This is a genomic window from Mesorhizobium sp. M4A.F.Ca.ET.090.04.2.1, from assembly GCF_003999085.1.
Taxonomy (GTDB): Bacteria; Pseudomonadota; Alphaproteobacteria; order Rhizobiales; family Rhizobiaceae; genus Mesorhizobium.
On the sequence record NZ_RZOT01000111.1, the window covers coordinates 1 to 12,679 of the forward strand.

General features: G+C 66.2%; 12 protein-coding genes. 10 read left to right on the forward strand and 2 right to left on the reverse strand.

Annotation, left to right across the window (positions count from 1 at the left end; genetic code table 11):
• Positions 1 to 863, forward strand: an 863-nt coding sequence (locus EN781_RS10535) for an ATP-binding cassette domain-containing protein (RefSeq protein ID WP_145965476.1), incomplete at its 5' end; no start/stop codon positions are given.
• 20 nt (positions 864 to 883) lie between these two features.
• On the opposite strand, the gene EN781_RS10540 is transcribed toward EN781_RS10535, so the two are convergent.
• A complete protein-coding gene (locus EN781_RS10540) occupies positions 884 to 2,605 on the reverse strand; it encodes a BTAD domain-containing putative transcriptional regulator (protein ID WP_126055580.1) in 1,722 nt (573 codons plus the stop codon).
• Between the two features lie 149 nt (positions 2,606 to 2,754).
• On the opposite strand from EN781_RS10540, the gene EN781_RS10545 reads away from it, so the two are divergent.
• From EN781_RS10545 to EN781_RS10585, 9 genes are all read left to right on the forward strand, one after another.
• Complete coding sequence (locus tag EN781_RS10545; RefSeq protein ID WP_126055579.1) at positions 2,755 to 3,417, forward strand: peroxiredoxin; 663 nt, start codon at positions 2,755 to 2,757, stop codon at positions 3,415 to 3,417.
• An 84-nt stretch (positions 3,418 to 3,501) separates the two neighbouring features.
• On the forward strand, positions 3,502 to 3,930 hold the full coding sequence (locus tag EN781_RS10550; protein ID WP_126055578.1) for a hypothetical protein: 429 nt from the start codon (positions 3,502 to 3,504) through the stop codon (positions 3,928 to 3,930).
• Between the two features lie 49 nt (positions 3,931 to 3,979).
• Complete coding sequence (locus tag EN781_RS10555; RefSeq protein ID WP_126055577.1) at positions 3,980 to 5,122, forward strand: FAD/NAD(P)-binding oxidoreductase; 1,143 nt, start codon at positions 3,980 to 3,982, stop codon at positions 5,120 to 5,122.
• A 211-nt stretch (positions 5,123 to 5,333) separates the two neighbouring features.
• Positions 5,334 to 7,454, forward strand: coding sequence for a molybdopterin oxidoreductase family protein (locus tag EN781_RS10560; RefSeq protein ID WP_126055576.1), 2,121 nt, complete (start codon positions 5,334 to 5,336; stop codon positions 7,452 to 7,454).
• Positions 7,455 to 7,544: 90 nt separating this feature from the next.
• Positions 7,545 to 8,354, forward strand: coding sequence for an agmatinase (speB, locus tag EN781_RS10565; RefSeq protein ID WP_126055575.1), 810 nt, complete (start codon positions 7,545 to 7,547; stop codon positions 8,352 to 8,354).
• A 62-nt stretch (positions 8,355 to 8,416) separates the two neighbouring features.
• Complete coding sequence (dapB, locus tag EN781_RS10570; RefSeq protein ID WP_126055574.1) at positions 8,417 to 9,193, forward strand: 4-hydroxy-tetrahydrodipicolinate reductase; 777 nt, start codon at positions 8,417 to 8,419, stop codon at positions 9,191 to 9,193.
• A gap of 175 nt (positions 9,194 to 9,368) precedes the next feature.
• Entirely contained in the window at positions 9,369 to 10,382 is a 1,014-nt protein-coding gene (locus tag EN781_RS10575; protein ID WP_126055573.1) for an ABC transporter substrate-binding protein, read from the forward strand.
• A gap of 164 nt (positions 10,383 to 10,546) precedes the next feature.
• Complete coding sequence (locus EN781_RS10580; RefSeq protein WP_126055572.1) at positions 10,547 to 11,401, forward strand: ABC transporter ATP-binding protein; 855 nt, start codon at positions 10,547 to 10,549, stop codon at positions 11,399 to 11,401.
• Positions 11,402 to 11,498: 97 nt separating this feature from the next.
• Positions 11,499 to 12,377, forward strand: coding sequence for an ABC transporter permease (locus EN781_RS10585; RefSeq protein ID WP_126055571.1), 879 nt, complete (start codon positions 11,499 to 11,501; stop codon positions 12,375 to 12,377).
• An 11-nt stretch (positions 12,378 to 12,388) separates the two neighbouring features.
• Here the strand turns inward: EN781_RS10585 and EN781_RS10590 are convergent.
• Positions 12,389 to 12,679, reverse strand: a 291-nt coding sequence (locus tag EN781_RS10590; RefSeq protein ID WP_145965477.1) for a sensor histidine kinase, incomplete at its 5' end; no start/stop codon positions are given.

The following is a 12,679-nucleotide window of genomic DNA, read 5'->3' on the forward strand; positions in this document are numbered from 1 at the left end:
GCATCGCGCTGCTCGGCGCCAACGGCAACGGCAAGTCGACCTTCGCCAAGATGCTCGCCGGTCGGCTCAAGGCCGAGACCGGCACCATGACCGTGGCGCCGGGCCTGAAAGTGGCGATCTTCGCCCAGCACCAGCTCGACGATCTGCGCCCCGAGGAAAACGCCTATGAGCATGTGCGCCGGCTGATGCCCGAGGCGCCGGAATCGAAGGTGCGCGCCCGCGTCGCCCAGTTCGGCCTCACGACCGAGAAGATGAACACGGCGGCCAAGGATCTTTCCGGCGGCGAGAAGGCTCGGCTACTGATGGGCCTGTCGGCCTTCGACGGGCCGAACCTGTTCATCCTCGACGAGCCGACCAACCATCTCGACATCGACAGCCGTGAATCGCTGATCCATGCACTGAACGATTTCCCCGGCGCGGTGATCCTGATCTCGCACGACCGCCATCTGCTGGAGGCCACCGCAGATCGGCTGTGGCTGGTCAAGGACGGCGCGGTGAACCCCTATGACGGCGACCTTGAGGACTACAAGACGCTGGTCACCGGCGTTTCCTCCATCCGCCGCGAACAGAAGGAAGCAGACAAGGCCTCCAAGGCCGACCGCCGCCGCGAAGCAGCCCAGCGCCGCGCCGCGCTCGAACCGCTGGCGAAAGAAATCCGCGCCACCGAGGCGCTGATGGACCGCATCCGCAAGCGCATCGACCTGATCGAGGACGAACTCGCCAATCCCGCGATCTACGAGAAGGACCCCTCGACCGCGACACGGCTGGCCAAGGAGCGCTCGCAACTCGCCGCCACGCTCGCCACCAACGAGGACAAATGGCTGACGATGTCGGCCGAGTACGAGGAAGGCATCGCGGAGTAGGGGAGAAGGCGAGGCGCCTTCTACCCGGCCAACCTCACCTCGACCGCTTGCGCCCGCGCCAGGCATCGCTCCCGGTCGCGCGGGCGGCCTAGCTCGGCGTAGCGCGCGGCCGCTTCGCGCAGCAGTGCCGATGCCTGGTCGCTTTCGCCCCGCGCCTGGCGATGCACGCCGCGCGCTTCCCAGACGGCGGCGACCCACGGTCCGCCCTGCCACATGCCGGCCAGCCGCTCGGCCTCGTCGATGCGCCGGCTCGCCTGGTCGAGTTCGCCGGCCTCGGCCAGAGCGATCGAGGACGCGACACGGAAACCCATCGAGCAGGGCTGGCAGGTGCATTTTTCGGCGAGCCGGCGATCGCCTTGCCGGATCGCCTCCATCGCCTGCGATTGCGTCGCCGCCGCCTCGACCGCCAGCGCCTGGAAGCGGATCAGCAGATGCGGGGCGAGCCATGTCGATTCGGCAAGACGCAAGCCCTTCTGCAGGAGCCGGCCGGCGCGCCATTTCTGGCCGCGCGCCAGCGCGATTTCGCCGAGTCGATGCAGCGCCAGCGCCTCGCCGAAAGGGGCGCGCGCTGCAGCGCTGAGCTGGGCTGCGCTGGTCAACAGCTCCTCGGCTGCCCTGAGCCGCCCCGAGAACAGCTCCGCCTCGCCGAGGATCAGCGAGGCAAGCACGCGGCCTGGAACCGATCCGGCGGCCTCGGCGATGCCCAAAAGCTCGCGCGCCGCCTTTGCCATGTGTTCATGGCCGCCGGCCCGGTAGAGGCAGAATTCCGCCAGGCACAGATGGCCGTCGAAGACATTGGAGGCAACACTTGGCGCGCCGCGAACCCAGTCGACGAATTCGGACTGGAAAAGCTCCTGCCATTGGCCTTGCATGTGCGCCGCGAGCCCGATCAGCGCGCTGGCCTCGCCGACCTCGCGCCCGAGTGCGGCCGCGATCGCCAGCGTACGGGCTTCCGTGCCCTTTCGCCCGGCATCGCCGAAGTCGCCGCTGTTGAGCTGGATGATGCCCCAGGCCAAAAGCCCGCGCACCCGCTCGGCGATCCCGGTCGGCTGCGCATCGCCGAGCGCCAGCGCCTTCTCGTAGATGGCGACCGTCGCCGCTTGCGGGCCGACGCCGAGATCGACGCGCAGGCTTTCGCGCAGCCGCTCGAATTGCCTGACGACCTCGCCGCGATTGCCGACCTCGAGCGCCGCCTGCATCAGCGCCCGCGCGGCACGCTCGTCGGCGGGGTCGACCGCCAGCAACCGCTCCCATAGGCCGGCCACTTCCAGCAGGCGCACATGGAGCTCGCGCAGACGCTGGCGCGGCTCTTCCGCCCATTCCGCGTAGCGGTCCTCCGGCAGCAGGTCGCCGCCGTAGCGCTGGGCCGCCCGCTCCGAGGCGACTTTATCGCCCGCCTGCAGCGCTGCCGTCGCCTCGACCTCGAACAGCGCGGCATCGATGGCGATCTCGGCGTCCGGCGCCAGCGCCACGATCTCGCCGTCGAGCTCTATGATCTCATGCGCGCCGAGCGCGCGCCTGGTGAAATGCACGGCCTTGCGCAGGTTGGCGGCCGCCGCCTCCGGCTCGAGGTCAGGCCACAGCGCGTCCATCACCTGCTCGCGGTGCAGCCGGTGGCGCCGGGCGAGCGCCAGCAATTTGACCAGCGTCACGCTGCTGGTGCGCCGCCATGCGGCCGCGGAAGCCGCGCGTCCATCGACGGACACGCGGAACTGGCCAAGCAAATCCACCTCTACACGCATTTCAGCTCCCCAGACGCCCCGGGCAACCATAGTCCTGCATCGATGCCGATTGAAAGAGCCGGCACACGCAAAGCGCATTCGGGGAACGGTGGAGGAACGCCGGTCGGTCAGTATCGCCGCGTCAACCTATTCATACAGGAGAACTCACCATGTCCATCCGCATCAACGACACCGCCCCGGACTTCGAAGCCGAGACGACGCAAGGCCATATCAGCTTCCATTCATGGCTCGGCGAGTCCTGGGGCGTCCTCTTCTCTCATCCCAAGGATTTCACGCCGATCTGCACCACCGAGCTCGGCTACATGGCCAAGCTCAAGCCTGAATTCGACAAGCGCAACGTCAAGATCATCGGGCTCAGCGTCGACCCCGTCGACCGGCACCAGAGCTGGGCCATGGACATCGAGGAGACGCAAGGCCATGCGCCGAACTACCCGATGATCGGCGACCCGACGCTTGCGATCTCCAAGCTCTACGACATGCTGCCGGCCACCGTCGGCGACACGGCGGAAGGCCGCACGGCGGCCGACAACCAGACGGTGCGCAACGTCTACGTCATCGGGCCGGACAAGAAGGTCAAGCTGCTGATCTCCTATCCGATGACCACCGGCCGCAACTTCGACGAGATCCTGCGCGTCATCGACTCCCTGCAGCTAACCGCGAAGCACCGGGTCGCGACGCCGGTCAACTGGCGCCAGGGCGAGGACGTCGTCATCGCCGGCTCCGTGTCGAACGACGAAGCGGCCAAGATCTACCCGAACGGTTGGAAGGCGCCGAAGCCCTACATCCGCATCGTCCCGCAGCCGCACGCCTGAGCCGCGGCCGCGTGGGCCGCGGCCGGGGAGCGGCGAGACGCTTCCCGGTCGCGCGCCCTGGCACAATCGCAGGAGCAGACCGCCATGACCGTGCATTACGTCAAGCCCGCCATCGCCGTCTTCGACGCCACGCCGGAGCGGCTGTTCGAATATATGAGCGCCGGCAACCACCGGCATCTGGCCTTCAAGAGCCACCGGCTCGCGGGCGTGGCCGGCAGCATCGTCACGCTCGACGCCGAGGTCTATAATCCCGACGGAAGCACCTTCGCCATGCAGGTCCAGCATAGGCTCGATCCGCCGCGCGGCATCGAGACCAGGCTGACCGGCGGCGCCTTCGACGGCGCGCGGTTCACCCACAGCTACACGCCGATGGGCGGCAGGACGAAGGTGGATCTGGAGGGCGACTTCCCGGCGCTGCCCGGCATGAGCGATGCCGACACGCTGACAATGATCGACGGCTTTTTCAGCGTGATCTTCGCCGAGGACGCCGCCACCCTCAGGCACGGGTCATAGGGACCTTGGGTACGACGCGCGTCATTCCAAGCAAATATGAGAGGATAACATGAACACTTCCAGCAAGCCGCGCGTCCTCGTCCTTGGGGCGGGTTTTGGCGGCCTCGAACTTACCAGCCTGCTTTCCGAGACCTTCGGCGACGGCATCGACGTCACCTTGATCGACAAGAGCGACGCCTTCGTCTTCGGCTTTTCCAAGCTCGACGTGATGTTCGGCCACAGGACCGCGGACGCCGTGCGCCTGCCTTATTCCAACTATGCGAAGCCGGGGGTGCACCTGCTCAGGCAGACGGTCACCGCGATCGACCCGGAGCGGCGGCGCGTCACCACCGATGGCGGCGTCCACGAGGCCGATTTCCTCGTCGTGGCGCTCGGCGCCGACTACGATTTCGACGCCACGCCGGGGCTCGCCGACACCAACGAATTCTACACCGTCGCGGGTGCGGAGCGGCTGCGCGACGTTCTGCCCACCTTCACCAAGGGGAGGGCGCTGGTCGGGGTTTGCGGCGCGCCCTACAAATGCCCGCCGGCGCCCAGCGAATGCGCGCTCATGCTGCACGACTACTTGGTCAAGCGCGGCGTGCGCGAAGCCTGCGAGATCAACTTCGTGCTGCCGCTGCCGAGCCCGGTGCCGCCGTCGCCGGAAACCTCGCGCGCCCTGGTCGCCGCCTTCGTCGAGCGAAACATCGGCTTCATTCCGGGCCGCCGCGTCGCGTCGATCGACAATGCGCGGAAGGTCGCAATCCTCGACGACGGCGTGGAGATGCAATTCGACCTGTTCCTCGGCGTGCCCAGGCACCGCGTGCCCGACGTGGTGATAGCCAGCGGCATGGCAGAGAATGGCTGGATCACGGTCAATCCGAGGACCCTGGAGACGAACTATGCCGGCGTCTATGCCGTGGGCGACGGCGCCAACACCGGCACGCCGAAGGCCGGCGTGTTCGCGGAGGGTGCGGCGCGTGCCGTCGCCAGCGACCTGATCGTTAAGCTCACCAACAGCGGCACGGCGAAACAGTATGACGGCTTCGGCACCTGCTACATCGAATTCGGCGGCGGCCGCATCGGCAAGGTCGAGGTCGATTTCTTCTCCGGCCCGAAGCCGACCGGCACCTACCACGAAGCCTCGCTCGCGCTGCGCGCCGACAAGGAGCATTTCGGCTCCAGCCGCCGCGCGCGCTGGTTCGGCATGTGAGGGGGCGTCGCGCCAATCCCCGAGGTTGGCGATTGGCGAAACCGGCAGCGACAGCCAATCTCCCCCACAAGTGGGGAGATTGGCTGTTTCAACGCCGCGCAAAAAGACCTACTGCCGCAACCCCACTGCGCAGCACATCTTGGCAGAACAGTGCCAACTCGCGCCCAATCTGGACCTACACGCCGCGCCTGAATCCCGCTAGACAACCCCCATGAACCAGCACGCCAAGCTGCGATTCGGCCATTCGGCCTGTCCGCACGACTGCCCGTCCACCTGCGCGCTCGAAGTCGAGCTGCTCGACGAAAACCGCATTGGCCGCGTCCATGGCGCCAAGGCCAACAGCTACACGGCTGGCGTCGTCTGCGCCAAGGTCGCCCGCTATGCCGACCGCGTTCATCATCCCGACCGCCTGCTGAAGCCGCTGATCAGGGCGCGTGCCAAGGGCGAGGGCGCCTGGAAGGAATCCAGCTGGGACGCGGCGCTCGACCTCGTCGCCGAGAAGTTCCTCAAGGCTGAGGAGACATACGGCTCGGAGACGGTCTGGCCCTATTACTATGCCGGCACGATGGGTCTGGTGCAGCGCGACGGCATCCACCGGCTGCGCCACGCGAAAAAGTACTCCGGCTTCTTCGGCTCGATCTGCACCAATCTCGCCTGGACCGGATGGATGGCGGGGGCGGGCGCGCTGCGCGGTCCCGACCCGCGCGAGATGGCGAAGTCGGATTGCGTGGTGATCTGGGGCACCAACGCCGTGGTCACCCAGGTCAACGTCATGACCCACGCGATCAAGGCACGCAAGGCACGCGGCGCCAAGATCGTCGTCATCGACGTCTATGAGAATGCCACAACGAAACAGGCCGACATGGGCCTGGTGCTGAGGCCCGGCACCGATGGCGCGTTGGCCTGCGCGGTCATGCATGTGCTGTTCCGCGACGGTTTTGCCGACCGCGCCTATCTCGAGAAATACACTGACGATCCGCGCGGGCTGGAAGAGCATTTGCGGACAAAAACGCCGGAATGGGCGGCAGCGATCACCGGGCTCGATGTCGCCGAGATCGAAACCTTCGCGCATCTCGTCGGCACGACGAAGAAGACCTATTTCCGCCTCGGCTACGGTTTCTCGCGCCAGCGCAACGGCTCGGTCAACATGCACGCTGCGGCCTCGATCGCCGCCGTCACCGGCGCCTGGCAATATGAGGGCGGCGGCGCCTTCCACTCCAATTCGGGCATCTTCAAGCTGAACCAGGACGTGCTCGAAGGTACAGCGATGCGCGATCCCAACATCCGTCATCTCGATCACTCGCGCATCGGCCCCGTGCTGACCGGGGCGAGCGACGCGCTCTATGGCGGACCGCCGGTGACGGCGCTGCTCATCCAGAACACCAATCCGGTCAATGTCGCGCCCGAGCAGCGGCTGGTGAAGCAGGGTTTTCTGCGCGACGACCTGTTCACCTGCGTGCACGAACAGTTCATGACCGACACGGCCAGGCTCGCCGATGTCGTGCTACCGGCGACGATGTTTTTGGAGCATGACGACATCTACAAGGGCGGCGGCAACCAGCACATCACGCTGGGACCAAAACTGATCGATCCGCCCGAGGGGCCGCGCACCAACCATTTCGTCATCGAGGAGCTGGCAAAACGGCTCGGCGTCGGCGACAGGCCGGGCTTCGGCCTGACCGAGAAGGAGCATATCGACATCATCCTCGGCAAGCGCGGGCTGGGCGGCTTCGACAGCCTGAAGGAACAGAAATGGATCGATATGCAGCCGGATTTCGAGGCGGCGCATTTCATCAACGGCTTCGGCCATCCGGACGGAAAATTCCGCTTCCGCCCCGACTGGTCAGGACAGGCGGCGCCCAACCGGCCGCCGAGGAGCATGGGCCTGTTCGGGCCGGTCGAGCGGCTGCCGGAATTCCCCGACCATGTCGAGCTGATCGAGGCAGCGGACGAGGCGCATCCGTTCCGGCTGACCACCTCGCCGGCGCGCAACTTCCTCAACTCGACCTTTGCCGAGACGCCGGTGTCGAAGCAAAAGGAGGGCAGGCCGGTGCTGCTGCTGCATCCCGAGGATGCCGCCGGGCTGGGGCTTGCCGATGGCGGTCGCGTCGAGGTCGGCAACCAGCGCGGCGAACTGGTGCTGCACGCCAAGTTCTTCGACGGCATCCAGCGTGGCGTGGTGATCGCCGAAGGCATCTGGCCGAACAGCGCGCATGAGCGCGGCGAGGGCATCAATGTGCTGACCGGCGCCGACGCGCCGGCGCCCTATGGCGGTGCGGCGCTGCACGACAACAAGGTGTGGTTGCGCAAGCCGCAAGAGCTTAGGGCCTGACCCCGCGATCTGGCCCAAGCGCCTGCCGTCGCAGCCGCCAGATCCCGCGTCTATAGAGACACCCTGTCTGTTGCGACGAGGGAGGATGTCGTGAGCAAGATCTCGCTTCTGGGCATTCCGCATGACGAGAATTCGTCCTGGCTGCGCGGTGCGGCCGAAGCGCCGCCGCTCATCCGGCGCGAGCTCACCAGCGATGCTTACAGTTCATGGTCGGAAACCGGCTTTGACCTCAGCGACCGCTTCATCGATCATGGCGATATCGATTTCGCGCAGGCCGGCGATCCGTGGGAGCGGATCGAAGACGAGGTGGGTCGCGCGCTGGATGCCGGCCATCCGCTGATCTCGCTCGGCGGCGACCATGCGATCACCTGGCCGCTGCTGCGCGCGGTGCGGCGCCGCCACCCCAGCCTGACGATCCTGCATATCGATGCCCATCCCGATATCTATCATGCCTATGATGACAATCCGCGCTCGCACACCTCGCCCTTCGCACGCATTATGGAGGAGCGGCTTGCCGACCGGCTGATCCAGGTCGGCCTGCGCACCGTCAACGACCACCACCGCGACCAATTCAAGCGCTTCGGTGTCGAGGTGGTGGAGATGCGGCACTTCAAGGAAGGGCTGCGGCTTGACCTCAAGACGCCGGTCTATGTCTCCATGGATATCGACGCTCTCGATCCGGCCTTCGCGCCCGGCATTTCCCATCGCGAACCAGGCGGGTTCACTACCCGCCAAGTGATCGGTCTGATCCAGTCAATCGACCAGCCAATCGTCGCCGCCGACGTCGTCGAATACAATCCGCGCCAGGACCTCTCCAACGTCACTGCGCTTGTCGCCGCCAAACTGGTAAAGGAGATCGCCGGCATGATGCTGAAGACGAATGGCGCGACTGCCGGCTGAATCAATTTGGCAAGGCGGCGTGCTAAAGCTCTGTTCCGACTAGCCTCTCGACAGGAATAGCCATGCCGCAGCCGCTCAGGATCGCCATAGCCGGCGCGCTCGGCCGCATGGGCCGGCAGATGGTGGAAGCCGTCGTGGCCGATCCGCGTCTGGCGCTCGCCGCCCGCTTCCACCGGCCTGGCGCCACCGGCGAGGTTCTGGACGAGCGCGACGAAGCGCTGGCGCTTGCTGACGTCGTCATCGACTTCACCACGCCGGCCGCGTCGGCTGAGCTTGCCGAGGCTTGCGCCCTGCGCGGCGGTCCGGCGCTGGTGATCGGCTCGACCGGCTTCGACGCCGCCGAACTTGCCGCGATCGCCGCCGCCGCGAAGAAGATCGCCATCGTGCGTTCCGGCAGTTACTCGCTCGGCCTCAACATGCTGACCGGGCTGGTCGAGCAGGCGGCGCGCGCGCTCGGCCCCGGCGATTGCGACATCGAGATATTCGAGGCGCATCACCGCTCAAAGGTCGACGCGCCCTCGGGCACGGCACTGATGCTGGGCGATGCGGCCGCGCAGGGACGGGGCGTTGCGCTGGCAGACGCGGCGCGGCGCGGCCACGACGGCGTCACATTTGCACGTCCGTCCGGCGAGATCGGCTTCGCGGTGGCGCGCGGCGGCAGCATTGTCGGCGAGCACAGCGTCAGCTTCCTGGCCGACGGCGAGGTACTGACGCTGTCGCATTCGGCCGACGACCGCTCGATGTTCGCGCGCGGCGCCATGGCGGCCGCGCTGTGGGTCGCCGGTCGCCCACCCGGCGAGTACACCATGCGCGACGTGCTGGCTCTCGGCGCCTCCTAACCGGCAAACTCGCCGGGTTCCATTTCGGCAGCCGCTAAAATGACTGAAAGCCAGCTGAAAGCTTGGGCATGCCATCACAGCGTCGCGGCGCTTGCCGTGACCGGCCTGGGAGCGGCCGGCAAGGAAGAAAATGCGGCGTCGCCAGATAGCGCGTCGCCCAGGTGGAGGAATTTACGTGACTGGTTTCATCTCGAAGTGCGCCTTGCGTTCAGCGGCGCTGACGCTTGCCATTGTCGCCACGGGCGCCACGGCGGCATCAGCGGCCGACAAGATCACCATTATCGTCGGCGGCATGGAAAAGCAGATCTATCTGCCGGCCGTGCTCACCCAGCAGCTCGGTTACTTCAAGGACGAGGGGCTCGATGTCGAGTTGGTCAACTCGCGCGCCGGCGTCGAAGCCGAGAATGAATTGCTGGCGGGCGCCGTGCAGGGCGTCGTCGGCTTCTACGACCACACCGTCGATCTGCAGTCGAAGGGCAAGTACATCCAGTCGATCGTGCAGTTCAGCCAGGCGCCGGGCGAGGTCGAGCTGGTGTCGGCCAAGCACCCCGAGATCAAGTCGCCGGCCGAGTTCAAGGGCGCGACCCTCGGCGTCACCGGCCTCGGCTCGTCGACCGATTTCCTGACCCAGTACCTGGCCGTGCGCAACGGCCTGAAGCCGGGTGACTACACGCTGCTGCCAGTCGGCGCCGGCAACACCTTCATCGCCGCCGTCAAGCAGGACCAGATCCAGGCCGGCATGACCACCGAGCCGACCATTGCCAAGCTGCTCAAGACCGGCGAGGCCAGCATCCTCGTCGACATGCGTACGCCGGAAAAGACCAAGGAAGCGCTGGGCGGACCCTATCCGGCGGCGTCCTTCTACGTACAGTCGGCCTGGATCGAGAGCCACAAGGAGGAGGCGCAGAAGCTCGCCAATGCCTTCGTCAAGACGATGAAATTCATCGCCACCCATTCGGCCGAAGAGATCGCCGACAAGATGCCGAAGGACTATTACGCCGGTAACAGGGACCTCTACGTCCAGGGGCTGGCCGGCGGCAAGGCGATGTTCACGCCGGACGGCCGCATGCCGGCCGACGGCCCGCCAACCGTGCTTAAGGTTCTCTCGACCTTCTCCAAGAGCCTGCAGGGCAAAGAGATCGACCTGTCGAAGACCTACACCACGGCATTCGTCGACGCCGCCAAATAGCATCGGTCGGCGACGGCGGACGCCCGGCCCGCCCTTGAGCAACAATGACTTGCGCCGCTCCGCTGAATCAATCCGGCAGCGGCGCCTTTCCAGATGCAGATGGACGACAAGCCAAAGGAGCTTGTGCCGCTGGCATCCATGCCCCATCACGACAGGAGTGTGCCATGCAACTGCAATCCATGGCGGCCGAGAAGCTGTCTCCGGCCGCGCCGCCGTCCGATGCCGCGATCGCCATTGATGACGTGACGCTTCGCTTCGTCACGCCCGACGGCCACATGATGACGGCGATCCGCGATTTCACCATGACGGTCGCGCGCGGCGAGTTCGCCTGTGTCGTCGGGCCGACCGGCTGCGGCAAGTCGACAACGCTCAACCTCGTCACCGGCCTGCTCAGGCCGACGACCGGCAATGTCCGCGTCATGGGCAAGCCCGTCACCGAGATCAGCCGCGACATAGGCTTCGTCTTCCAGGCCGATGCGCTGTTTCCGTGGCGCAGCGTCATCGACAATGTCGCCGCCGGCCCGCTCTATCGCGGCGTGTCCAAGGCGCGGGCCTATGAACGGGCGCGTGACTGGATCGGCCGCGTCGGCCTTGGCCGTTTCGAAAAGCACTATCCGCATCAGCTCTCGGGTGGCATGCGCAAGCGCGTCGCGCTGGCCCAGACCTTCATCAACCAGCCCAAGATTCTTTTGATGGACGAGCCGTTCAGCGCGCTGGACATGCAGACCCGCACCGCCATGCAGGACGAACTGCTTGACCTGTGGTCGGAGCAGAAATCCTCGGTCGTCTTCGTCACGCACGACCTCGAGGAGGCGGTGGCGCTGGCCGACAAGGTCTATGTGCTGACGGCGGGGCCGGGCACGGTCAAGAGCGTCTACCGCATCGACCTGCCGCGCCCGCGCGTCATGGCCGACATCCGCTATGACCCGAAATTCGTTGAGATCGCCAAAGTGATCTGGAACGACCTTCGCGAGGAAGTGCAGCTCGGCCAGAGCCGCAGCCTGCAGACCGGCCATTAGACTTGGGCGGCTGACCCGCTCCAATGATTTGTTTTTCGCAATTCCGGACGGAAACCGCTTGGCACTTTTCCTGGAATTGCTCCGAGAGGAGACCGCCATGACCGCCATCTCTCCCACCGTTGACCGGGCCGCTGCCCGCAATACCTCCATCGCCGTCGCCGAAGCCCGGGCAAGGGTGCGGCTGCGACGCCGCCATGCACTGGTCATCGGCCTGCGCTTGGCTATCCTGGTCGTCTTCCTCGGCCTGTGGGAACTCGGCGCCGACTACAACATCATCGATCCATTCTTCTTCGCCAGCCCGTCCGGCATCTGGCAGCAGATCTGGTCGTGGGTCACCGAAGGCACCTCGCAAGGCCCGCTCTGGCTGCAGATTTATGTGACGCTGGAAGAAACATTCCTCGGCTTCGTCATCGGCGCTGTAGGCGGCATCGCTGCCGGCATCATACTTGGCCGCAACCGGCTGCTGGCCGACGTCTTTTCGATCTACATCAAGATCGCCAACTCGGTGCCGCGCGTGGTGCTGGGCTCGGTGTTCATCATCGCGCTCGGCCTCGGCATGGCCTCCAAGGTCGCGCTCGCCGTGGTGATGGTGTTCTTCGTCGTCTTCGCCAACGCCTTCCAGGGCGTGCGCGAGGCGGACCGGTCGATGATCGCCAACGCACAGATCCTCGGTGCTTCGCCGTTCCAGATCACCACCTCGGTCATCATTCCGTCGGCGATGAGCTGGATCCTGGCCAGCCTGCATGTCAGCTTCGGCTTCGCGCTGGTCGGCGCCGTGGTCGGCGAATTCCTCGGCGCCAAGCAAGGCATGGGCCTGCTGATCTCGACGGCGCAGGGCGCCTTCAACGCCAATGGCGTGTTCGCGGCGATGATCATCCTGGCGGTGATGGCGCTTGTGGTGGAGTTCATCATCACCCGCTTCGAGGACTATGTCGTCAAATGGCGCCCGGCCTCGTTCAACGAGCAGGGGACATGAAGCTGTGATTGCTAGGCCAGGGGCAGCCGCACCTCGACCACCAGGCCGGCGGCCGCGCCATCCGCGAGGGTGACGCGGCCACCGGCATTTTCGGCCACCTCGCGTACGATGGCGAGGCCAAGGCCGCTGCCTTCCTCGGTTGCGTCGGCGAGGCGGTAGAAGCGCTCGAAGACATGCTCTCGCTCGTCCGCCGGGATGCCCGGCCCGTCGTCGGTGACCGTCAGCACCGCTTCGCCATCGATGGCGGCCAGTCTGACGGTGACGGTGCCGCCAGCCGGCGTGTAGCGCAGCGCGTTGTCGAC